General features: G+C 43.9%; 25 protein-coding genes. 9 read left to right on the top strand and 16 right to left on the bottom strand.

All coding sequences use genetic code 11. The features are described 5' to 3' along the window. Positions 1 to 30: 30 nt before the first annotated feature. Entirely contained in the window at positions 31 to 1,323 is a 1,293-nt protein-coding gene (locus MCJ35_RS24090; RefSeq protein ID WP_025484872.1) for an O-acetylhomoserine aminocarboxypropyltransferase/cysteine synthase family protein, read from the bottom strand. Between the two features lie 433 nt (positions 1,324 to 1,756). On the opposite strand from MCJ35_RS24090, the gene MCJ35_RS24085 reads away from it, so the two are divergent. The 4 genes from MCJ35_RS24085 (at position 1,757) to MCJ35_RS24070 (ending at position 5,697) form a co-directional block, all read left to right on the top strand. Continuing rightward, positions 1,757 to 2,152, top strand: a complete 396-nt coding sequence (locus MCJ35_RS24085; RefSeq protein ID WP_025484873.1) for an RrF2 family transcriptional regulator — start codon at positions 1,757 to 1,759, stop codon at positions 2,150 to 2,152. A 559-nt stretch (positions 2,153 to 2,711) separates the two neighbouring features. After that, positions 2,712 to 3,455 carry a carbohydrate ABC transporter permease gene (locus MCJ35_RS24080; protein WP_353656087.1) on the top strand — a complete coding sequence of 248 codons (744 nt, stop codon included), beginning with the start codon at positions 2,712 to 2,714 and terminating at the stop codon, positions 3,453 to 3,455. Then, positions 3,452 to 4,297, top strand: coding sequence for a carbohydrate ABC transporter permease (locus MCJ35_RS24075; protein ID WP_025484876.1), 846 nt, complete (start codon positions 3,452 to 3,454; stop codon positions 4,295 to 4,297). The genes MCJ35_RS24080 and MCJ35_RS24075 overlap by 4 nt, the downstream gene beginning before the upstream one ends. A gap of 44 nt (positions 4,298 to 4,341) precedes the next feature. After that, positions 4,342 to 5,697 (top strand): ABC transporter substrate-binding protein, encoded by a 1,356-nt coding sequence (locus tag MCJ35_RS24070; protein ID WP_025484877.1) that lies wholly within the window; start codon positions 4,342 to 4,344, stop codon positions 5,695 to 5,697. 876 nt (positions 5,698 to 6,573) lie between these two features. On the opposite strand, the gene MCJ35_RS24065 is transcribed toward MCJ35_RS24070, so the two are convergent. Then, positions 6,574 to 6,912: a helix-turn-helix domain-containing protein gene (locus MCJ35_RS24065; protein WP_025484878.1), complete on the bottom strand. Its 339-nt coding sequence runs from the start codon at positions 6,910 to 6,912 to the stop codon at positions 6,574 to 6,576. A gap of 469 nt (positions 6,913 to 7,381) precedes the next feature. On the opposite strand from MCJ35_RS24065, the gene MCJ35_RS24060 reads away from it, so the two are divergent. The 5 genes from MCJ35_RS24060 to MCJ35_RS24040 all read left to right on the top strand — a co-directional run bounded on the left by MCJ35_RS24060 (position 7,382) and on the right by MCJ35_RS24040 (position 9,550). Then, entirely contained in the window at positions 7,382 to 7,831 is a 450-nt protein-coding gene (locus MCJ35_RS24060; protein WP_025484879.1) for an RNA polymerase sigma factor, read from the top strand. Beyond that, a complete protein-coding gene (locus tag MCJ35_RS24055; RefSeq protein ID WP_025484880.1) occupies positions 7,824 to 8,009 on the top strand; it encodes a helix-turn-helix domain-containing protein in 186 nt (61 codons plus the stop codon). The genes MCJ35_RS24060 and MCJ35_RS24055 overlap by 8 nt, the downstream gene beginning before the upstream one ends. A gap of 182 nt (positions 8,010 to 8,191) precedes the next feature. After that, on the top strand, positions 8,192 to 8,797 hold the full coding sequence (locus MCJ35_RS24050) for a recombinase family protein (protein WP_051400630.1): 606 nt from the start codon (positions 8,192 to 8,194) through the stop codon (positions 8,795 to 8,797). A 43-nt stretch (positions 8,798 to 8,840) separates the two neighbouring features. Continuing rightward, positions 8,841 to 9,065, top strand: coding sequence for a DUF5348 domain-containing protein (locus MCJ35_RS24045; RefSeq protein WP_025484882.1), 225 nt, complete (start codon positions 8,841 to 8,843; stop codon positions 9,063 to 9,065). A gap of 89 nt (positions 9,066 to 9,154) precedes the next feature. Continuing rightward, positions 9,155 to 9,550: a hypothetical protein gene (locus MCJ35_RS24040; protein ID WP_025484883.1), complete on the top strand. Its 396-nt coding sequence runs from the start codon at positions 9,155 to 9,157 to the stop codon at positions 9,548 to 9,550. A 121-nt stretch (positions 9,551 to 9,671) separates the two neighbouring features. Here MCJ35_RS24040 and MCJ35_RS24035 read toward each other — a convergent pair whose 3' ends face one another. The 14 genes from MCJ35_RS24035 to MCJ35_RS23970 form a co-directional block, all read right to left on the bottom strand. Then, positions 9,672 to 10,325 (bottom strand): HAD family hydrolase, encoded by a 654-nt coding sequence (locus MCJ35_RS24035; protein ID WP_025484884.1) that lies wholly within the window; start codon positions 10,323 to 10,325, stop codon positions 9,672 to 9,674. Between the two features lie 26 nt (positions 10,326 to 10,351). Then, positions 10,352 to 11,173 carry an Rpn family recombination-promoting nuclease/putative transposase gene (locus tag MCJ35_RS24030; protein WP_034577261.1) on the bottom strand — a complete coding sequence of 274 codons (822 nt, stop codon included), beginning with the start codon at positions 11,171 to 11,173 and terminating at the stop codon, positions 10,352 to 10,354. A 154-nt stretch (positions 11,174 to 11,327) separates the two neighbouring features. Beyond that, positions 11,328 to 11,690 carry a DUF4262 domain-containing protein gene (locus MCJ35_RS24025; RefSeq protein WP_025484886.1) on the bottom strand — a complete coding sequence of 121 codons (363 nt, stop codon included), beginning with the start codon at positions 11,688 to 11,690 and terminating at the stop codon, positions 11,328 to 11,330. Positions 11,691 to 11,702: 12 nt separating this feature from the next. Continuing rightward, positions 11,703 to 12,101: a hypothetical protein gene (locus MCJ35_RS24020; protein ID WP_025484887.1), complete on the bottom strand. Its 399-nt coding sequence runs from the start codon at positions 12,099 to 12,101 to the stop codon at positions 11,703 to 11,705. A gap of 33 nt (positions 12,102 to 12,134) precedes the next feature. Then, positions 12,135 to 12,728, bottom strand: a complete 594-nt coding sequence (locus MCJ35_RS24015; RefSeq protein WP_025484889.1) for a hypothetical protein — start codon at positions 12,726 to 12,728, stop codon at positions 12,135 to 12,137. After that, on the bottom strand, positions 12,709 to 13,311 hold the full coding sequence (locus MCJ35_RS24010; RefSeq protein WP_025484890.1) for a hypothetical protein: 603 nt from the start codon (positions 13,309 to 13,311) through the stop codon (positions 12,709 to 12,711). Before MCJ35_RS24010 ends, MCJ35_RS24015 begins: the two co-directional genes overlap by 20 nt. A 297-nt stretch (positions 13,312 to 13,608) precedes the next feature. Further along, entirely contained in the window at positions 13,609 to 13,878 is a 270-nt protein-coding gene (locus MCJ35_RS24005; protein WP_155858445.1) for a hypothetical protein, read from the bottom strand. A 15-nt stretch (positions 13,879 to 13,893) separates the two neighbouring features. Beyond that, positions 13,894 to 14,796 carry a DUF5688 family protein gene (locus MCJ35_RS24000; protein WP_025484892.1) on the bottom strand — a complete coding sequence of 301 codons (903 nt, stop codon included), beginning with the start codon at positions 14,794 to 14,796 and terminating at the stop codon, positions 13,894 to 13,896. A gap of 28 nt (positions 14,797 to 14,824) precedes the next feature. Next, a complete protein-coding gene (locus tag MCJ35_RS23995; protein ID WP_025484893.1) occupies positions 14,825 to 15,358 on the bottom strand; it encodes a sigma-70 family RNA polymerase sigma factor in 534 nt (177 codons plus the stop codon). 22 nt (positions 15,359 to 15,380) lie between these two features. Next, positions 15,381 to 15,902 (bottom strand): AbrB/MazE/SpoVT family DNA-binding domain-containing protein, encoded by a 522-nt coding sequence (locus MCJ35_RS23990; RefSeq protein ID WP_162158535.1) that lies wholly within the window; start codon positions 15,900 to 15,902, stop codon positions 15,381 to 15,383. 85 nt (positions 15,903 to 15,987) lie between these two features. After that, positions 15,988 to 16,638 (bottom strand): hypothetical protein, encoded by a 651-nt coding sequence (locus MCJ35_RS23985; RefSeq protein WP_155858446.1) that lies wholly within the window; start codon positions 16,636 to 16,638, stop codon positions 15,988 to 15,990. Positions 16,639 to 16,661: 23 nt separating this feature from the next. Beyond that, a complete protein-coding gene (locus tag MCJ35_RS23980) occupies positions 16,662 to 18,740 on the bottom strand; it encodes a nitric oxide reductase activation protein NorD (protein WP_240299676.1) in 2,079 nt (692 codons plus the stop codon). Then, positions 18,737 to 19,000 (bottom strand): helix-turn-helix transcriptional regulator, encoded by a 264-nt coding sequence (locus tag MCJ35_RS23975; protein WP_025484896.1) that lies wholly within the window; start codon positions 18,998 to 19,000, stop codon positions 18,737 to 18,739. Before MCJ35_RS23975 ends, MCJ35_RS23980 begins: the two co-directional genes overlap by 4 nt. 13 nt (positions 19,001 to 19,013) lie before the next feature. Beyond that, on the bottom strand, positions 19,014 to 20,810 hold the full coding sequence (locus tag MCJ35_RS23970; RefSeq protein WP_025484898.1) for an AAA family ATPase: 1,797 nt from the start codon (positions 20,808 to 20,810) through the stop codon (positions 19,014 to 19,016). Positions 20,811 to 20,812 lie beyond the last annotated feature (2 nt).

The following is a 20,812-nucleotide window of genomic DNA, read 5'->3' as shown; positions in this document are numbered from 1 at the left end:
CTTCTATCTCAATTTCATTCCTATTACCTATTATAATGAAGCAAAACCATTCTCCAGGTCAGCGATAATGTCATCAATATGCTCTGTGCCGATGGACAGGCGGATGGTATTCGGCTTAATGCCCTGATCCAGCAATTCTTCCCCGGATAGTTGGGAATGGGTGGTACTGGCCGGGTGGATTACGAGGCTCTTTACGTCGGCTACATTGGCAAGCAGGGAGAAGATTTTCAGATTGTCGATAAACCTCCAGGCTTCTTCCTGTCCGCCCTTAATCTCAAAGGTGAAGATGCTGGCTCCTCCGTTCGGAAAATACTTCTCATACAATGCGTGGTCGGGATGATCCGGCAGGCTGGGATGATTCACCTTTTCCACCTGTGGATGATCAGACAGATATCCCACCACTTTCTTCGTGTTTTCTGCATGACGTTCCAGGCGCAGGGAAAGGGTTTCCACGCCCTGGAGAAGCAGAAATGCGTTAAAGGGGGAAAGAGTTGCACCTGTATCGCGGAGAAGAATGGCACGGATATAGGTGACGAAGGCCGCCGGGCCTGCCGCGTCCACAAAAGAGACACCGTGATAGCTGGGATTGGGTTCTGCGATAGGAGCATATTTACCGCTGGCTTTCCAGTCAAATTTGCCGGAATCCACGATGATACCGCCCAGGGTAGTGCCATGGCCGCCGATGAACTTGGTGGCGGAGTGGACTACGATATCCGCGCCGTGTTCAATCGGGCGGATGAGGTATGGAGTGCCAAAGGTGTTATCAATCACAAGCGGCAGACCGTGTGCATGGGCAATCTCTGCAATTGCATCAATGTCCGGAATATCGCTGTTTGGGTTGCCCAGCGTTTCCAGGTAGACAGCTTTGGTATTTGACTGTATGGCGGCGGCCAGTTCTTCAAGGTTATGGGCATCCACAAAAGTTGCGGTAACTCCGAACTGGGGGAGCGTGTGTGCCAGCAGGTTATAGCTGCCGCCATAGATTGTTTTCTGTGCTACAATATGATCCCCGGCTTGTGCCAGAGCCTGAATGGTATAGGTGATTGCGGCAGCACCAGATGCGGTTGCCAGTGCAGCAGCGCCGCCTTCAAGCGCGGCAAGCCGCTTTTCCAGTACGTCCTGCGTCGAGTTTGTCAGGCGTCCATAAATATTGCCGGCATCTGTAAGCCCAAAGCGCGCTGCGGCATGTGCAGAATCACGGAACACATAAGAGGTAGTCTGGTAAATGGGAACTGCTCTGGAACCGGTGGCTGGATCGGCCTGCTCCTGTCCAACGTGAAGCTGCAGGGTTTCAAATTTATATTCGTTTTTATATTCACTCATTTTTGTAATCTCCTCTGAATTCATATTTCTTGGTTCAATCGGCTACTGTTCCTGTTCCGGTTTCGGCAAATAAAAAACCGGAAGCTCATCACAAGCTCCCGGGCAAATGGCATACGATATGCTGACAGATCAATCAAGCATTGTATCGAGGCAGCCAGCTATGCTGCAATCTGCGCATAACCGCACCCCAGCCATATAAAATGCCCGGGAGTTTTGCATTCGACAACACATGACAGTATTAACTTTGAGGGTATATAATCCGGTCATTGCTTTCGCCTCCTTTCCTGATGATCAGCTCAAAACTGATGCGCTTATAGTATCACCAATCACCTACTATGTCAATAGGCAATTTGGAAATTTTTTGAATATCATTGATTTACCTATTCACCCTGCGGTATAATAGGCATAAATCACAGAAAGGACGGTGCATGGTATGATTTCAACAAAAGGACGCTATGCTCTTCGTGTCATGATAGATCTGGCGGAACATGGTGGCGAAGGATATATTCCTTTGAAAGAAGTGGCGGACCGGCAGGGAATCTCTAAAAAATACCTGGAGATCATTGTGAAAGAACTTGTCAAAGGAAAGATGCTGCTCGGTCTTGGAGGTCGCGGCGGCGGGTATAAGCTTTGCCGTAAGCCGGAAGAATATCCAGTAGGCGAGATATTGGATTTAATGGAAGGCTCGCTTGCTACCGTTGCATGTCTTTCTAAGGATGCCGAGCCTTGCAGCAGGGCCTCCATATGTAAGACCCTTCCCTTATGGGCAGAGTTTGATAAAATGGTGCATGACTATTTTTATGGAAAAATGCTGGCTGATTTACTATAAAAATAGTGTACGGCTGAATTTAATAAGATTGTTAAATCAGCTTTTCGGTAAACAGCGAGTAGCTAATTTTTAGCGAGACTTCCATGCCTTATGATACTGTTTTGTGCATATAAGACTCTGTGTATCTCCGTGGGCAAGGAATGTATATGTTTTAATATCGTCCGGAATTTGTAAAATAAAAGTGTAACTGTACAAATTCCGGCAAGACCCCAGTTATCATTTTTCATTCCATTTCTATTTTCTTTTTCCTTTCACAAGATCTAAGCAATCCAATGTTCACTTTTGTAAATATTATAATTATTTTGAACAATCCTATTGACATATCCTGGTATCTGTGCTACTATTTTTCGTGTTCAAATATACGATAAAAAGAATATTATTGAACAAAAATGTGCAGATATGGGAGTGGTAGATTATGAAGGATTCTCATTGCAGTAAGAAGTGGAAGTCTGAATTCACATTCATAGCATTTGTAACACCTGCTTTTATGTTTTTAATTCTGTTCTGGCTGCTTCCTATCGTGGAATCCATTGGGATTAGCTTTACGGACTGGGATTACATGACTGCAGGATTTCATGTAACAGGATTGGCTAATTATACTTCCCTTATAAAAGATAAGGCTTTTTGGGATGCACTTACACACACACTTTTGTTTGCACTGGAGACTGTGATTCCTGTCTTAGTTCTGGGGCTTCTTCTGGCAGTCCTTATATGGTCTGCGGGAAAGCACACGATTTACTCTCTTATTATTTTTTCTCCATGGATAACACCAGCCGTGGCTGTATCGATTGTGTGGACCTGGATATTTGAACCGGACTCTGGATTGGCAAATCAGCTTTTGCAACTGCTTGGACTTCCGGGATCTGCCTGGCTCCACAGTTCTAATACAGCGTTAGCCAGCGTAGCTTTGGTGACTGTCTGGAAGAATCTGGGATATGTCATGCTTCTTTTTACAGGAGCGTTGTCCCGGATACCATCAGAACTTCATGAAGCTGCGTCTGCTGATGGTGCAGGAAGTATGCAGCGCTTCCTACATATTACTTTGCCTCTTTTACGGCCGGCTATTTTAGTGACAGGAATTATTATGACAGCAGATTCCCTGCGCGCCTATGACCAGATACAAATCCTGACTCAGGGCGGTCCCGCAGGAAGCACCCGGACACTGCTATATCTATATTATCAGATGGGATTTGAACAATTTGACATGGGACGGGCGGCAGCAGCGGTAGTCATCCTTATGGTCATTGGTTTAAGCCTGGCTTTGCTCCAGATTAAATTAAAAAGCAAGGAGGTACTATTATGAAGCATACCCCTCGTACCCTTCATATCGTCCGGTCCAGTGTTGTCCATCTTATATTAGGAGGTGCATGCTGCTTTACTGCTTTTCCCTTCTTATGGATGGCTGTCAGCTCCCTTAAAACAAAAGAAGAGGTTATGGCGGTGGATACCTTCCTTCCATCAGATCCACAATACCAAAATTACAGCGAGATTTTATTTCACTCTCCAATTCCGCGCTATCTGGCTAACAGCCTGCTGGTAGCAGTCAGTGTTGTGATAATCCAGGTCATATGCTGCGCTCTTTTTACATATGCCGTGACTTTTATGAAGGCGAAAGGAAAGAATATTCTATTTCGGCTGGTACTGTTCACTTATATGGTGCCTACCGCTGTAACTTATATTCCATGCTATATGATACTGTCCAGGTTAGGACTTTTAGACAGCTATGGGGGGCTTATTCTTTCCAATGGTGTCAGTGTGTTCGGTATCTTCCTGCTTCACCAGGCATTCGCAGGAGTTCCTTCGGAGACCATGGAGGCGGCCCGGATGGACGGAGCCGGCCATCTCATGATTCTTACAAGAATCATTGTTCCTATGACCCGGCCCTCCTTTGTCACATTTATTCTTCTTTCTTTTATTAATACCTATAATAGTTATATGTGGCCGTCTCTGATAACCGATTCTCCGGAGCTGAGCCTGGTATCACAGGGACTACGGCGTTTTCTCTATGAGGGAGGTGCCTATGGGACCCAGTGGTCCCTGGTAATGGCAGCAGGCACGGTAACTGTCGTGCCGTTACTGATTTTATTTGCCGGTACTTGGCGCCTGATTGTTCAGGGCATTACTGACTTTGGCTGTAAAGGTTAATGAAAACAATTCAATCATAAATCACAAAACAGGAGGAACATAAAATGAAGCTAAAACGCCCTTTAATCAATCATTGCCAGACATCAATATTCAAAAAAGCTTTCCGGACAGGAACAAGCGTTGCCGTTTTACTGGCAGTCAGCCTTTCTCTTTTGACAGGCTGTGGAGGGAAAGCGCCTGATGATACCGTTACAGCCGATGGCAAAGTCCAGGTTACATTCTGGTATTCCGGCGGTAAGACCGCAGCAGGAGTCATGGAGGACATCATAGCGGATTTCAATCAGTCCCAATCCGAGTATACGGTAGTCGGGGTTCAGCAAGCTGATTATGATGAGACATACACCAAGCTGCAGGCTGGAATCGCAGGGAAAAATGCTGCTGATATTGCACTTCTGGATTCTGATAAAACCAGAAACCTTGCAAAGAAGGAGCTGTTAGCGCCTTTGGACCAATATATAGAACAGGACTCCTCCTTTAATAAAGAAGATTTGATTCCTGTATTCTATCGCCAATGCCTTGGTGACGATGGCATCCTGTATGCCATGCCGGCTTATGGAACCACTCAGGTTATGTACTATAACAGGGATTTGTTTGAAAAGGCAGGTATCCAGCCTGATACGATTAAGACCTGGGAAGATTTAGCAAAAGTCTCAGCCCTTATCCAACAAAATACGGGCGCTAATGGATGGGAACCTATGTGGGGAGAAGACAATCTGATTGATATGGCCCTCAGCAACGGCGGTGCCATGATCAGTGATGACGGCCGCACTGTGCTCATCAATACGGAACCATGGGTTGAAACATGGGAAGCAGCCCGCAGATGGATTCATGAGGATAAGACCATGGCAATACACTATGGGGGCCAGGGCTGGGAATATTGGTATGATACCATGGATGACGTACTTCAGGACAAAGCGGGAGGGTATACCGGTTCCTCCGGCGATCAGGCCGATTTGAATTTTACTAAGGTGGGTGCGATGGAACAGCCTGGGTTCGGGGATAATCCCTCAGCGCCGGTTGCCAGAGTGTTACAGATGGTGATGGTGGAAACAGAAAAAGATAAAACAAAGGACGGCGCATACCAGTTTATGAAATATTTTGCAGATGCATCCCAGCAGGCAAGATGGTCCATGGCAACCGGTTATATACCAGTCCGTGAAACCACATTGGATATCCCGGAATATCAGTCCTATACCGCTGAAAATCCCCATGCTCTTGTTCCTTTATCTCAGGCCATGCATGCGTCCCCGGATCCCATTGATCCTACCGGCGGAAAAATATTTGATGCTCTGGCCATTGCAGCAGATAAAGTGGAAATTGAAAATGTTCCGGCAGCCGATGCCCTCAAGGAGGCCGCAGAAACCGCGCAGGCAGCTCTGGATGCAATCAATCAAAAATAATTGTAAGTGACAAATATAGATAGCCCGCTTGTTTCGAACAGGTGAATATCCATGATGAAATTGGCATTTTAGTCTATACAAAAGAGGGTACAAGAATAGCCGTAACTGAAGTTTGCAGTTACGACCGTTCTGCGCTCCGGGAAAATCGGTATCCAATTTCCCGACTGGCCCAGCGCCAACCAATATGTCGGGATATGCTTCGGACATGATGTATTCTATAAGTTAAAATAGTTTTTGACATTGTAATAACAGATGTCTTCTGTCAACTTGCCAAGATAGGCCATAGTTAATGATATGGAACAGTATTGAATATCACAGAAATATTCAATGCTGTTCTTTTATTTTTGCTAAAGATTATCTGTAATTTTCTGCTTGCCTATAATAGTTTTTATGTGGTTTTGAATATGAAATTTAATAAGGTCGGAATTTTCCAACTATATTCTCGGAAAATCACATAGGAAAAACAGGATGAATTGGATAGAATATAGGAAATTCTGAACGCCTAAGGAAACAACCTGAGCGACAAGGGAGAAGAGGGAGGAAAAACAGTATGAATTTAAAACAGAGACCATGATTTCACTGTATGAGGGGCCAACTATACGGGGCATATATTCCAGACATACAAGTATGAAGATGTAGGTTAAAGTGTGAAAATCACCAGGAATATAATGTTTTTCATAGAAGACTCATAGACATATCATAAGTATTTCATAGGATTATTCGTTATAATTCCTTTATTGTTCAATCTATACTATATATAGAGTGAATATAAAATTATCAGCTATATATTGGATAAAGACCAGCAGATATGATTAATCTGCTGGTTTACCACAAGATTTGTATGATTCCAGATGGATTTTTATGTATCCAAGATTTTCAGTCATATAGCAGATTTTCTACTACGAATTGCAAGGTTTTTATCAAAAGCTCCCGTTTTTCCTCGGGACAGTTCTGATAGTAAACAGTCAGCTGCTGAAACAAAGGATCACTCTCTGATGGTTTTGGAGAAAACAGAGCCTCGGAAGAAATATTCATAGCACTAATTAAAGCATACAGTATTTCAAACGATGGGTTCATCTTTCCGTTTTCTATTTTACTGATTTCACGGGAAGATACGTGAGATTTTGTTGCCAGCTGCTCCTGTGTTAAATGGCATGCTGTGCGTGCCGCCCGTAACCGTTGACCCAGTATAGTGCATAAATCGATTGCCTGCATAATCATTCACCTCAATATCATTCTATCGTTCTAGTCAAAATATAGATATGTCATAGTTGTTCGTATAAAACTAGAACGATTATTCTTATACAAATAGAACCTGAGCGGCTCAAAAAAAACGGCAGCCGATTCAGGTCTTTTTCCATGCTGATTCCCAGGCTGTCCGTAAGGAAGCCGAGGATATTATACTTTTTCTGATTAAAGAACAGTTTTTGAGTATACATAAAATCAAAAAGCGGTCAAAAAAATTCATGCAAAAGTAAAAGTAATCCCCGTATTCCGTAAGGAACTATCGTTCCCGTATAACAAGAAAAAATATTCCATATATAAATATGAAAGCATCAATAGCTTGTTTCTGGCTGTTGGTGCTTTTTTTGTACTCCCTGTGCTGCCTGGTGAACACTGGTGCCGGGGACCTCCCCTCTTGATTTGGACACTTGAAAACAAAAAACCAGATCAGGAGGATGACATGAGAGAAAATACAGGAAATGAAAGCAGTGTACAGAACCGTTTTACGGCTTACCTGATGTCTGCAGTAAAGCACAAACGGATAAATTATATGGATAAGAAGAGGAGGATTAAAGAATATGAAAATGGAAGTCCCGATATGCTGCTGAAAAGCTGCACGGATTTTCAGGAGGAATATCACCGGTATCTGATTGAACGTTCCCCATGGAGTTACGATGCTGTATCGGATGTGGATGAACTGGTGAAGGCGCTGGATGAAACAAAGTTAATCAAATCAATTCTGGGACTGAAAAAGCGGGATCAGGATATCCTGATTGCCCGTGTTTTCCAGGAGAAGGAATTCGCAGCCATTGGCCGGGAGTTGGGGATTACGGAAAAGCAGGCAGAAATGGCCTACTACTATATTATCCGCAAAATACGAAAGGAACTGGAGGGAAGAAAATATGAATGAATTTGAAATTGTTTTGAGCCGGGCCAAGATGGGGGATAAGGAAGCGATAGAGGAGATTTATCAGATGTTCCGGCCGCTGTTAGTTAAGAACGCACTGGATTTTGGTGTGTTCGATGAAGACCTGTATCAGGAGCTGTGCCAGACTCTGATTATCTGCATTAATAAGTTTCGGCTGTAAAGTTGTTGGCATTTACCCGAGCTAACCGTATAGATATATATCGCTAAAGGTATACCTTTAGCGATATAGAAAAACCAGATGAATTTGATGTAAATATACGTCGCTAAAGGTGGGGATTTAAGTTTTGCGATATCGCAAAAAAGAGGCCTACCTTTAGCGACAAAATGAAAGGAAGTGGGTTCATGCTTTTCGGATATGCCAGGGTATCCTCCAAGGATCAGCATTTGGACCGGCAGTTGGAGGATTTTAAAAGGGAAGGAATTGATGAGCGCAATATTTATGTAGAAAAGGAAAGCGGAGGCAGTTTCCAGCGTAAGGTGTATCGCAATCTGGTTGATATTATCATGCGGCCGGGAGATAAGCTGCTTGTTGATGAGCTGCATCGATTTGGAAGGAATTATGAGGAAATCCATGAAGAATGGAGGTACATCACAAAAGAGCGGAAAATGGATATCAAAGTAATGGACATGCCAATCCTTGATACATCCCAGGCCAAGGATTTACTGGGGACATTGATTGCGGACATTGTTCTGGCTGTTTTGGCTTATGTTGCCCATAATGAACGAGTGGAGAAAAAAAGGCTTCAGAGGGATGGGATTGTAGCGGCACATGGACGAGGGGTTCATATGGGGCGGCCGAAAGTTCAGTTCCCTAAGAACTGGGATGAATGGTACCCTAAATGGAAATCCGGCGAAGTGACTGCGGTAAAAGCAATGAAGCATCTGGGATTAAAAAAAGACTCTTTTTATCGGTTGGTAAAAAAGGCTGAAAATAATTCAAGTAAATAGCTGTTTGGAGGTACTTAAAAAATAAAAATGGAGGTACTTATCTATGAAACAGGGAACACTATTTTACGATCCCGAGAGCGGCCGGTATAACTTTTTTTATGAAGAAGACGGAATTAGAAAAGATTATGATGGAATCCACTGCGGCGAGGTGTTTGAATTTCATCTGAACGGAGGCTGGATCCCGGCAAGGGTAGAGATGAGCGATGAATGGTATCTGGTGGGCTTGCCTGGACTGAAGCTGGATGGGTTGGAAGTAAGGCAGAAGTAGTGGAGAATCGGCATCTTGAGATTTGAACTGGAAAAACAGGTTGCCTGACAGCTATAGATATTTTATAATTCTGTAATGGAGGATGGATAATGGTCGAATATATGAAACTTAAAATAGGTGATGAATTGTGTAAGGCAACGGTTCTGGAGGAGCAGTCATTCTTACAGATGCTGTCAAGTAATCAAGTGGATGCCGAGTGGGTACAATATGAAATTGATAATGGAAAACGTTTTGAATTAGCAGGCTATTATTTATTTGTCAAACCTCCCTTATATGGAATATCTGCACAAATAGACTATGGGAATCAGAAACTATATATAGAACTGATCGAAAATCTTGATGCCAATTATCTTATGCAGGAAAGAAATTGTGAGGCGGTGTTTAATTGTATTGAATATGCCTATCAAGTCATAGAGACGCATAAGCTGATGGGAAGGTTTGATCGAAATGTAAAAATCGTGGAAATAAAAATGGAAAGAGAATAACGCTGCTTAAACCAGGCTATATGATATCCGGCAGGATATCTGGTTGAATGAAAATGATACAATACGCCGACAGGATACATTCACTTATGTGGAAGTATTCTGCCGGCGTTTTTGAAATAATTTATAATATCTTAGTCAGTTCATTTAAAGACAATATCTCTTGGTACGGCATATAGCGTTCGTTTCCCCTGATCCCGTCTCTATTTACCCATATTTTATTCCACTTTAGCTTTGAACATGGAACAATATCCCACCAAAAGCCTTTTGCAATGTGGCAGTGAGCCTTATTCCCCAGATCCAATATATCATAAGTTTTTTTGAAGAAATCAAGTTGAGGTTTGTAACAGTGTGTTTCTTCCGACAGGATTACTCCGTCTGGCAGGCCCTCCAGTTTTTTTATATGATTATCCATAATCATATGATTTGTGTTTGACATAATATAGATAGAATAACCTTTTGCCTTTAGAAAACTAAAAGTTTCTAAAACATCAAAAAATGGGGAGAAATCCGCGTGTATTTGTATTACATTTTCCAACTCTCTACAAAATGAATCCGTCGAAAACTGCATGTCACAATATTCCAATATTCCTTCCAGCAGCATGTCATATGGGATATAATTTTCCCCGTACATGAGCCGGTCTTCATAATTAATGAATACCGCTTTGGCTTTTTCCGGGGAAATGTTATTTGCTGAAGCGATGCTTCCTATGTAATCATATAATGGCTTTGTATCGAATAACGTTCCATAACAATCGAATGTCAGAATTTTATCCATTGTGTCCCTTCCTTAATAGTCTGTATTTATTCGTCCTTTTCATAATTGTCAATAATGTCTTTCACATAAGAAAAATCTAAATTAAGAGAGGCAGCAATATCCTCAAGGTTATATCCCTTGCTGTGGAGTCTGATAATCTTTGCAGCCTGCATAGCCCCCTCCTCGCGGCCCATTTCGATATTTTCTCTATCCCTTTGTAACAGCGTCATATACTCGACCTCCATTTCTTTGCTCTGCTTTACTTCAGTTACCTTGTGGTGGATTTTCTTCACTAACGAGCTGCTGGCCTGCGCAGCATATGCATCGGTAGTATTTTCTATATAAGTAAGAAATTCCTTCATGTCATTATCAATGTCGTCCCTGGCACCTTTGGTATTTAAGAAAATTTTAGAGGTTTCATCACCTAAAAGAATGGCGGTATTTTCCCTGCAAATATTTTCAAAGGTATATAGATGCCGTTTATCTTTAAATGGATCAAAGGTACAGATAAAGATGATAAAGGTTTTCCGCAATGAGTGATAAGGTTCACCTGCAGAAATCAAGTCTAAATCAAGGCTGCCCTGGTAATATCTTGAACGTTTGGGAAGCTCTCTTTTTTTACCACGCTGCATTTCCACATTATAAACCGTTCCGTTACCATCATTTACATATACATCGAGTTTTATCCCTTTACCCTCAAATAGAATGTCGATTGTTCGCTGGGTAGTGGGTAATACGATTTCTGTAATTGGAACATTCAGTATCTTTTCCAGTACCTGACGACAAATTTCCCTGTCGCTCATCACCTTGGCGAATAAAAAATCATCCTCCAGATTCAGTTCTTTGATTGTCTTCTGTGTGTTCTGCATAAGTTGATACAGGTCTCCTCTCTATTATAACATGGTGTTTTCGGTTAGTCAGCTTTAAAACCGTAGTTTCGGTTTTTCACTTCCCTATAAAAAGTACCGGGGAGAACTGAAATACTTAAAAAAAGCTGCCTGTGACAGACAGCTTTTTCATTCATTACTCGAACATTGATAATTCCTGATATTTATATGGAGCCATACATCTCTCATCCTCTGGGAAACGGTTGTATTTATCCGGGATGATTAATCGAAGTACATCCCGTCCTGTCTCACGAAATTTCTTTAGGCAGATTTCACAGTCCTCATATATACCGGAGACCATATCGCCATCATGGAACACTTCGCCATTCTGTACACGTTTTCCCAAGGTATTCAGAAGATATGCAATATGTTCCGGCGGAAGATTGAGAACCATCTGGAAATCCAGATGCTCATAATTTTCCATTCCGTGAGTATGGGCATTACAAAGATAAGGGAATGGTCCCGGCTGATCAATAATATAATGAATAATCCAATCCATCTGTATCTCCTCCTATGCTGATAGCACTTTAAAACAGTGCTGTGTACTAAGGGTATTCACCAGATCGGAGTATACCTCTTCAATTTCCAGATAAGCGGGATTGATAACCAGATAGCCGCGCAGAATCATGCGGACAACAATCTGGAACTCTAAAGCCCAGTCTGTGGTATCCTGATCGGTGTCTCCATACCATTCGTCAAATTTCTGTATTAATGACAGTTTGGTATATTCTGACATCGGCTGGGGGCTGAACAGCAATGGTTGAAATTCATATTCATAATATTGATACGCAATGGCTGTTACTTTCACCTCCTCAGTCTCCGATGACAGAAGCAGGATGAAATTATTATGTTCATCAGGTTCAGAAACGGAAGAAATGTCAAAAATTTTATTCTGGTAGATTGCTTTCATTAAAAATCTCCTTTCATATTTGGTTGAAATCTCTCAGTCGTAAGAGATATCAAAGGTACTAATTCGCACATAATTATCATCCAGCAGACATTCCAGGGCCTCCAGATTGGCTGCTTGAAAGCCGTATTCGGCAAACCAGGATAGCAGTTCTTTTTCAGAAGAAAAGTATATGTCTGAATCCTCCTGTCCTTTGAATAAAGTTTCATAAGGTGTGCCGGCGGCGTCTTCCTCCAGATCAAGCAGAACCCGGTAGCGGGTATCAAAATAGATTCCGCATACATCGGTGTTAATAAAGATGTCGAATGATGGTTCTTCTGCCAAAAGTACAAATGGCAGATTATAATGATGAGAAAGTGCCTGATAGGCGCCATACAAGGGAGACCATGCTGCTTCTATATCCAAGCGGATATGATCCTCCATGATATCAATTCTGATTATACTTCCACGCAGGTTATAATTCTGAACAGAAAGTCCAAGGTAGTTTAGGAGTATTTCCATCCCGGTTTTGGTGTGTGAATTAATGACAGGGTAACAGTGTCTCAGAGCTTCTGCCATCTGTCTTATAGAATCAAGATTATTATTTTTGCCCGTGTAGAAAACTACTGAATCAAAGCAGACATTCGCCATAGGTTATCTCCTTCCGTTCCTTTGCATTGCCAGTTTGCTGTGGCTTTTCTTTATCGTGTATAGATAATAAAATATCCCCGGGCGTTTCAGGCATTTCCGTCCATTTGCCGTCAATATAAAAATATCCGGTTGCTTCATTATAGATATCTGGTGGCGGATAAGGCTCCTTTAGGCAGTCCGGCCGTATATAAAGGCAGGTGTGCTGCTCATAGAAGGGCTGCAGCGCATTTAACGCAGTTTCCCTCAATTGTTCCGCTAAACGATGGAGTTCCTTAAAATCCTGTTTTTGAAAGACGGCTCTGGAGCACTCCTTTAATAATCCGGAATCTGTAATGGCAATCCGGATAAGTTTTTCTGCCTCCGGAAACAGATCTTTACGAAAACGGAGATTTTTGCAGACAACAGAGTTTAAATAATCCTCAGTCAATGTCTTCAGCTCCGAGCAAAGCTGCAGGTACCCTTTTTTGTATTTGGTCTTTAATACTTTAAGAGGAACCTGATCCCGGTTCCTTTTTAAAGTAAGCAGTTTATCTGTGAGCAATTTTTCCGTACTGGTATTTTCACCTACAGTAGTTTTATTCATTGACAGTCCTCCCTAAAGGGCCGCGTTTTTTACACACGGCCCTGCATCTGTTGTATATGTAGAGGATGTTATGCAGAAAGGGCATAGCCTTCTGCTGGTACCCGGACATAGCTGATTGTGTAGATGGAGTTCAGGGTTTCAAAAGTGACAAAATCCTCTGAAGCTTCCAGAATCTGCTGTACTAAAGATGTCCGGATTGTTTTTCCGTTATAGTAATACTGCGCCGGCCTTCCCACCAAAACAGGGGCAGATAAATATCCTGTCAGGTAATAATGACCTTTAGTAGGAAGCGGATTTTTAGGGGCAGAATGCCATTTCTTTTTCATTTTCTGTAACATGTTTACCCCTCCTTGCGTTGTTTATTATGACTTTGCATTCTTCCGGGTATTTGTCTAATGCACTGTTGCAGGATTCCCCCTTCAATACATAATTTTGATAAATAGGGCAGGAAACTGCACAGTAAAAGTGTCCGGAGGATGGGCAGAAATCGTTCCGAAGCCTGTCGAGTTCCTCTGAAATATGGTATCCGTAGATACGATTAGAAAATTGAATTAATGTCTCTTTCATGGAACCTCCTTTTTATTACAATGCTTCTAATTCCTGCAATTTGCGATCATAGTAGAAAATTTGTTCCGTCAAGAAATCTGATTCACTATCTTTCAGAAAATTGCGTACAAATACCTTTAAAGCAGGAATGCTGATATGTTCATCCTTTGGCCAGATGACAAATCCGCTGGACGAAACGGGAAGGATTAAGAGATCCCGATTAAGCTTGTCCGCGAACTCCTGGAGCAAAGTAGAATTTAATATTGCGGCACCACCATAGTCTGCGGTATCACAGGTAAGAACATACTGTTTCTGATAGTCCCTGGGCGCTGTCTCATCCATCATAATCTTTGTAAAAAGGACGGAAAGCAATTCCTGCTTGTCTGTATTTGGATCCTTCAACAGTGATTGCAGGTAATAATCTCCCAGTTCCCTGAGTTCGGATGGGTATAACCGAAAGGTATTTTGTTTCGCCAAGTCAGTAAGTTTTTCCAGTGTGAGATGATTTTTTTTCATTAGGTCATTATCAATAATCAAATGACAGGAAACATGATCGCTCAGCTCTATAGCCGTGTAAAAAAGAATTTCCATATCATAAAATGGCAGATGAGGCAGGGTCTCCAATGGCCCGCCAAACGTATTTCTGTTTACCGGACGGTAGATAATCTGACTCTCATCAAGAGGAAGTTCTGTCTGCAGTATGATTAAAAAGCTGTGTCTCATTGCTTCTGTAAGGATATCCATTGGAATAACATTGGCCTGCTTGTAAGCAAAAGAAATCCTGCAACACTGGGAAACTCCGCTCGCTTTGTGAATAATGTGCAGGATGTCCTCACCCTGGGGATCATTCCCTTCCGGAGCAATCAGAATAATACACTGATCGCCCATTTTTTTGCTCAGAGTTTCGGCCAATTTGTTTTTGAAATCTTCATATGTCATGATAGTACGCTCCTTTTTTCTTGTATTGTTATGCTGATAAAAGCTGGTTTAACCGGTGTCTTAAACGGGTAAAACGGCTTCCCACCGCATCGGGTGTCAGACCGCATTTTTCCGCAATTTCCGTGTAGGTATAGCCGCTTGCTTTCAGCAGCACCACTTCCTGTTCTTTGCTGGTCAGATAGGACATCAGTTCCAACGCACGATACCGGTCAGAAACTGTATCCTGCAGATTTTTCTTCCGGTTTGGTAATAATTCATCCAGAGAAAGCTCCTCCTGTGAATGAAAGCTTACCGTAATGGCTTTACGCTTCGGACGATTCAAATACGTGTAGTGATTATAAAGGCTGTATGTCATCTGCCTCCAGGCGATGGTAGAAAATTTGTATCTGGAGAGCTGTGGATTTTCATCGTATTCCTGCACAGCGGTCAGGTAGCCGAAGATCACGACGTCATAATACTCATCCATAGAAAGCTCCTTTTTGTGCAGAAAGCTATATACAAGGTTGATATGCTCTGCAGCAAATTCCTTCTGACAGGGGGTAAGTTCGTGTAGTTTTTTCATTGATGTGCTCCTTTCTTTCCAGTCATTCTCTTGTTAATTCTGTCAATGCTTTTGCTATAAATTTAGCAGTATCCAACTGGTTATCCGTAGCATCATTGTTCTTATCCCGAATCAGGACCAAGGCACCGACCGGTTTCGCCGGAGTTCCAATAGAGAATGATGCATTTACAGGACAGGCCGTTGAAACGGTCAGATAAACTGGGTTTTGAGCATTATACTGATAAACCGACTGGCTCCTGATTAAGGAACGCATCTCCACTGACAGTTCATTGTCCCCGGAGAGACTGAAGCCACGATAGAAGATGACGGTATCCAGGCTGCAGACAGCAGCTGCTACACTCAGTTCCTTTGAGAAAACCTTTAAAAATGCTTCTGACTGTTCTTTTAACCCAGTAAGGGGAAAATAACGGTCCAATATAATTCTCTTGCCGGACAAGCTAATCTCTAGCGGATCTCCATCTTCAATGTGGAGAGTCCGGCGGATTTCCTTTGGGAGGACAATCCGTCCGAGAGGGTCAATCCGGCGGATGATTCCTGAACTCATAACGCCTCCATTTCTGTGTCTGTATTCAAGACACCGTTTTTGAGCATAAAAAGGGAACACCCGCTGGTATTCCCTTCTAAAGTTACTATGCAGCATTCTGCTGTTCTTCCTGATTTTTCTGAATGGCCTTTTTCGCCTGCGTAATGAGGGATGGGCCAACGGCTTTTTCCCACGCATCAATATAGGCATCGGTTCTTCCTAAAAGTTTGAACATGTCCAGATCCCCTAAAGAAGCGCTTGCTTTTGCAGCGCTTACATAGGAATTGGGTTTCATGTATGTTCCGCCATTTGCGTTTTTTACAGCAATCCCTTTACCATTATTGGCCTCAATTCGCCAGGGGATTTTTCTGTCTGTGCCATTCGGCTCCTTCAAGGCCCGTGAAATAGTCAATTTTGTGGCCTGGGAGTAACCATCAGCACCCGGCTGACCGAAAATTTTATCCTGCTTAAATTCAATTACAGAAAATCCTGCCTTGAGCCGGCTGAACAGGAAACGCGCTTCATCTGGCGAAATGTTAACCGTGACCGTTACAGCTTTGTCACCGGTACCTTTTGAGTAATCCTTTAATAAAATCCCGATTAAGGAGGTCCGTTTATAGTCACCGTCGGTTGGCTCCCCGTCTGCATGGAGATGAGCATAATTCGCAATGGACGCCACTTTCAGCTTGTCCCGGAATTCCACTAAGACTTTATTGTTTTTATAGACTGCAATCTGGTTTGATATGTATTCACTCATGTATTCCTCCATTCTGCGCCTTCTCAAGCGGCATGCTTCTGCTTAATGTACTGGATAATCAGGTTCCCAAGATTCACAGGCAGTTTGTTGATGTTTGAGATATCCAGGAATCCGTCCCCATAAATCCGTCTAATATTTGGCTTGTCTTCTCCAATAGCGGCAGAAAACAGCCGGATTCCTTTCCGGGAATATTCCTGTTTGATACCGCGAAGATCCGCTTCCGCCGCGGTACCATGATATCCATCCCCGGAGGGCTGCCCATCTGAAATCAGGATTAACAGTTTAATCTCCTCCGGCCGTTCCATGAGGCGCTCTGCTGAAAAGCGCAGGGCGGCGCCGTCACGGTTACAGCATCTGGAACTCATATCCATTATGCGGTATGCATCCTTGCCATCAATGGAATCATATTCAGCATAGGAATAGACCTCGACATCCTCATCTTCCGTATGACCATATATGGCAATAGGAATTTCTAAGTTTTTACAGAAATCATGAATGATGATTGCGGCTGCCCTGGCCTTTGTAATGCGGTCGTCGCAGCCCATAGAGCCGCTCTCGTCAATGAGAAGGCAAACCGCTATATCACCCTGGTCATTGGGCAGTTTCATCTTGTAAAAGATCTTTCCGTCATTCCGGACAACGTTCCGGGCATTGATTCGTCTGCCAAAAGGCAAACCGTCCAGCTTTCCACCGGCTTTGGCATCTTTTAAAATCTGTGCCACTTGCTTTTGAAGCCGCTTGGAAATGGGCTGCAGGGCAGGAAAAACCTTTTGATATTCTATACGATAACTATCCGGGACATAGCTCATACGGTTCACATGGACATGAAATCCCCTGTGTATATTTCCGTAGATAATCCTGGACGCCTCATTCTGCAGTTCTTCTGACAGCTCCTCTTCATACCGGACATAAGCGGAATCCTCAGCAAGCTGTGTCAGCATCCGCTGGATGTCTTCGGCAGCCTGAGAGACATATCCGGAACCGGCAAAATCACGGTCATAGGAAATACCGCCGCTGTCGCCTTCATTAATCTCCTCTGTTTTTTCAAGCTCCATACGTCCGGTTTCATAGTCCAGCACTTTTTGAACCGCTTCCCGGTCTTCATCATCTGGGGCGGATGTGTGCTTGAATTTCTTTTTTGACGGAGCCGGAGTGCCGCTTCCATTCGGAAGACCATCAGAATCAGCAAGCTGTTCCTGTGCGGCGGTCCCCATGTTGTCCGTTCCGTTTTCCTCATCCTCTCTGGCCTGCTCAATCAAGGACTGCATATAAGGCCAAAGCAGAATCAGCATCCGGTTGGCAGCCCCATAACGGGCCTTGGCGTCATCTTCATAAGCCGCCTCATCTAAAAGCGGGACACATTCATACAGCGCATCCAGATATTTTCCTTTGTATCCGTCAGTATTATTCACGTCCCCGGTTTTGGCATATTGGATCAGCAGGTTTACGATGATAAAGACATCATGGTTCCCCTTGGCTATCTGTTCTGTTACGGGGGGAATGTCCTCCGCAAACCGCAGATTGTTTAACAGAATTCCTGTCTTAAAGGAACCGGGGAATGCTTCCATCATGCACGCTTCTATATATAAATCTTCCATGATATTTACCAGGCTGTGTGCGACCAGGCTTACTGCCTTAATTGCGCCGGCGTCCTTGTCCTCAAAGCACTCTTTCATTTTCTGCAGACTTGCATCCTGAAGCGGGGGTAATCCTTCCGGTTCCTTGGGATAAAATTTACCTGCAGAAAGTGCCTGCGTATAAACCTGAAGCATGGTAAAGTCCGTAAACAGGATATGGCCTGCCTCATGGCCCGCTAAGCCGAGGATACTGTCTGCCCGCAGCGTTCTGGTAGGAAAACTGCGGGTAAGAGAGTTCCCGGCGTTAATCTGGATGATGCGGTTATCGGTCCAGGCCACATCGGCCTGTTCTGAACTATCCCAGTGCAGCCTTACTTTGCTTTTTCTCCGATAGCGTTTCGTTGCCGCTTCCACAATATCGGTCATGTAGGCTGCAAACTGATTAGAGCTAAAGAGCTGCTCATCCGTTATCTTTGATTTTTCTTCCTGAATCAGTTTTCTGATTGCACGGTGTGATGTTCTCAATATGATCCCTCCTTTTTGGCTCCCCTGATACTTTCTGCCAGAAGACTCTCCATGGGAATTTTAAAATAACGGGCTATATTAAACGCAAGGCAGGCGGACGGCAGTAGCAGCCCGCTTTCATACTTTGCGATTAGTCCCCTGTCCACATGGAGCCTGTTGGCAAGCTGCTGCTGGGAAATCGGCGGTGTCCGTCCGTTCCGCAGCAGCTTCAGATTCTGGGAAAAGTGTTGTGTCATTTCTACTTCTGTAATAAGATTCATTTATTTTCACCTCCTATGCTGCAAATTTTCCTTCCAGGCATGTGGAGTAAATCTCCGCTCTGTTTTCCGGATCACTAGAGGCTGAAGACAGGACTGTATAGTCTGCTGATTCTAAGACGCTGCCGCAGACCATGTAGGACTGTACCCAGGAAATCAGTTCCCGGACGCCGCAGCTGCCATCATTAATCATAGTTTCCCTGCAGTGTTCGTTAATCTCCTGGACGGTCTTTGCCATCTCCACAACGGTGCTGGTGTCTGTACAGCCGGTAATGTTTACGACGCGGCTGACCAGAGTGTCCGTGTCCGGCGCATCCATATCAATTACCAGATTCATTCTGGAAATAATGGACTGGTTTAAGTCACGGCATCCAGCATAATTGATGTTCGTGGTGACAATGATCACCGTATCCGGGTGACGCTTTACAGTTTCTCCTGTCGGAAGAACCACGCTGGCACAACGATCCAACAAGCCATTTAAGCCAACTAAAACGCCTGGGTTAGCAATGACGGTCGGCTCCTGTATCTCCAGGACGTATCCATTGCGGATTGCCTGGATGAGCGGCGTTTCCACATACCGGAAATGCTGCCCTCCCTGCGGCTTCCCGTCCTCACTCTGCTTCGCCTGCAGTCCGATAATCTCAATGAGCTTGTCATAGACCTCTTCCTCTGTGATGGAATCCTCATATTGTCCTGTCAGCTTATAGTAAGCGCTGGGGGGATCCATCTGAATATCCATAAGGGAAGGTAACTCACCGGACTCAGCTAAAGCCGTGCCTTCCGTATCCGGAAGCATCTGGCCGAGCAAGTCAAAGATTTCCGTATTGGCGGAACAGGTGTAGAACAGGTAAGGAAGCCCCAAGCCGGCTGCTATGGCCTTGGCTGCCTCGGTCTTTCCGGTTCCGGCAGGCCCGCGCAGCAGAAAATTCCGCATGGGCTGTGTGCCGCTGGTAGTCATTTTTGCATGTTTACAAATGCTGTCCGCTTCCGGAGGGATAATATACCAGTCCTCCAGTTTTGGAATCAATAATTGTTCTTTCTGGGAAAAAACGCGGTTGGAAAAAGAATATTGCCCGCAGAAATGGTTTTTGTCGATGGAAACAGACGCGGCTGCCTTTGCACCAGGCTTAAAGATGCGGAAGTTTCCGAACAGGACGCTGGTGGGGGAATAAGTCCCTTTGTTTAAGTTCAAAGGCGTCAGCTGCTGTACGTTCCCAGTATTGGGAATGGAAATCTTGATACCATCGTTTCCGAGGCTGTCTGCATTTTCTATGCGGCGATACAAATTGTCGCAGAGAACATAGGCCGCTTCATCCGCCTTTTCCATATCCGGATAACCTGCATCTTTGCAGGTGGCTAACGCATCATACTGCTCTTTAAACTCATCATCCTCCATTGCCAGGGGAATCAGGGTAAAGAAAAGTGCCGTCCCGGTATTCCCGCTGTCTTTTATACTGTATACCTTTGCATTAGAAGACGGATCTGCAATATCGAAGCGCCCGGCAGTGAATTTACGGTTTGTCTTATTGAAGACAACGGCATGGATTTCACCGGTGCGGCTCTGATATTCAGAAATCAGTTTTTCGCCCTGGGTTCCAAAGGCGCTTTCAGAGGTACTTCCTGGAGTGACGGACGTATCCATCTCCATATAAGCCAGGATTGCACTCAGAGAAGCGGAATGTAGGGTGGATTTCTTTGTGGGTGTCATACAGTATCTGCTGTAAATAGTCGTGCTGACCGGTTCTTCAGTATCAAAGGGTTCCGGCAGGGAACGCTTCCAGCTCCAAGTCTGGTATAATGGTGTCTTTGCCATGG

The sequence above is a fragment of the Enterocloster sp. OA13 genome (assembly GCF_022440595.1).
In the GTDB taxonomy this organism is placed as follows: domain Bacteria; phylum Bacillota; class Clostridia; order Lachnospirales; family Lachnospiraceae; genus Enterocloster; species Enterocloster hominis.
Note: the sequence above shows the minus strand (reverse complement) of the source record. Positions and strands in the feature narration are given on the sequence as shown.

What these genes read in the sequence shown, in the direction of transcription:
- MCJ35_RS24065 (WP_025484878.1), bottom strand. Translation starts at nt 6,912, where the DNA reads ATGCAGGCAATCGATTTATGCACTATACTGGGTCAACGGTTACGGGCG.
- MCJ35_RS24090 (WP_025484872.1), bottom strand. Translation starts at nt 1,323, where the DNA reads ATGAGTGAATATAAAAACGAATATAAATTTGAAACCCTGCAGCTTCAC.
- MCJ35_RS24070 (WP_025484877.1), top strand. Translation starts at nt 4,342, where the DNA reads ATGAAGCTAAAACGCCCTTTAATCAATCATTGCCAGACATCAATATTC.
- MCJ35_RS23970 (WP_025484898.1), bottom strand. Translation starts at nt 20,810, where the DNA reads ATGGCAAAGACACCATTATACCAGACTTGGAGCTGGAAGCGTTCCCTG.
- MCJ35_RS24050 (WP_051400630.1), top strand. Translation starts at nt 8,192, where the DNA reads ATGCTTTTCGGATATGCCAGGGTATCCTCCAAGGATCAGCATTTGGAC.
- MCJ35_RS24000 (WP_025484892.1), bottom strand. Translation starts at nt 14,796, where the DNA reads ATGACATATGAAGATTTCAAAAACAAATTGGCCGAAACTCTGAGCAAA.
- MCJ35_RS23995 (WP_025484893.1), bottom strand. Translation starts at nt 15,358, where the DNA reads ATGAAAAAACTACACGAACTTACCCCCTGTCAGAAGGAATTTGCTGCA.
- MCJ35_RS24060 (WP_025484879.1), top strand. Translation starts at nt 7,382, where the DNA reads ATGAGAGAAAATACAGGAAATGAAAGCAGTGTACAGAACCGTTTTACG.
- MCJ35_RS24035 (WP_025484884.1), bottom strand. Translation starts at nt 10,325, where the DNA reads ATGGATAAAATTCTGACATTCGATTGTTATGGAACGTTATTCGATACA.
- MCJ35_RS24075 (WP_025484876.1), top strand. Translation starts at nt 3,452, where the DNA reads ATGAAGCATACCCCTCGTACCCTTCATATCGTCCGGTCCAGTGTTGTC.
- MCJ35_RS24020 (WP_025484887.1), bottom strand. Translation starts at nt 12,101, where the DNA reads ATGAAAGCAATCTACCAGAATAAAATTTTTGACATTTCTTCCGTTTCT.
- MCJ35_RS24005 (WP_155858445.1), bottom strand. Translation starts at nt 13,878, where the DNA reads ATGAAAGAGACATTAATTCAATTTTCTAATCGTATCTACGGATACCAT.
- MCJ35_RS23975 (WP_025484896.1), bottom strand. Translation starts at nt 19,000, where the DNA reads ATGAATCTTATTACAGAAGTAGAAATGACACAACACTTTTCCCAGAAT.
- MCJ35_RS24085 (WP_025484873.1), top strand. Translation starts at nt 1,757, where the DNA reads ATGATTTCAACAAAAGGACGCTATGCTCTTCGTGTCATGATAGATCTG.
- MCJ35_RS23990 (WP_162158535.1), bottom strand. Translation starts at nt 15,902, where the DNA reads ATGAGTTCAGGAATCATCCGCCGGATTGACCCTCTCGGACGGATTGTC.
- MCJ35_RS24010 (WP_025484890.1), bottom strand. Translation starts at nt 13,311, where the DNA reads ATGAATAAAACTACTGTAGGTGAAAATACCAGTACGGAAAAATTGCTC.
- MCJ35_RS24040 (WP_025484883.1), top strand. Translation starts at nt 9,155, where the DNA reads ATGGTCGAATATATGAAACTTAAAATAGGTGATGAATTGTGTAAGGCA.
- MCJ35_RS24030 (WP_034577261.1), bottom strand. Translation starts at nt 11,173, where the DNA reads ATGCAGAACACACAGAAGACAATCAAAGAACTGAATCTGGAGGATGAT.
- MCJ35_RS24025 (WP_025484886.1), bottom strand. Translation starts at nt 11,690, where the DNA reads ATGGATTGGATTATTCATTATATTATTGATCAGCCGGGACCATTCCCT.
- MCJ35_RS24045 (WP_025484882.1), top strand. Translation starts at nt 8,841, where the DNA reads ATGAAACAGGGAACACTATTTTACGATCCCGAGAGCGGCCGGTATAAC.
- MCJ35_RS23985 (WP_155858446.1), bottom strand. Translation starts at nt 16,638, where the DNA reads ATGAGTGAATACATATCAAACCAGATTGCAGTCTATAAAAACAATAAA.
- MCJ35_RS24080 (WP_353656087.1), top strand. Translation starts at nt 2,712, where the DNA reads ATGACTGCAGGATTTCATGTAACAGGATTGGCTAATTATACTTCCCTT.
- MCJ35_RS24015 (WP_025484889.1), bottom strand. Translation starts at nt 12,728, where the DNA reads ATGGCGAATGTCTGCTTTGATTCAGTAGTTTTCTACACGGGCAAAAAT.
- MCJ35_RS24055 (WP_025484880.1), top strand. Translation starts at nt 7,824, where the DNA reads ATGAATGAATTTGAAATTGTTTTGAGCCGGGCCAAGATGGGGGATAAG.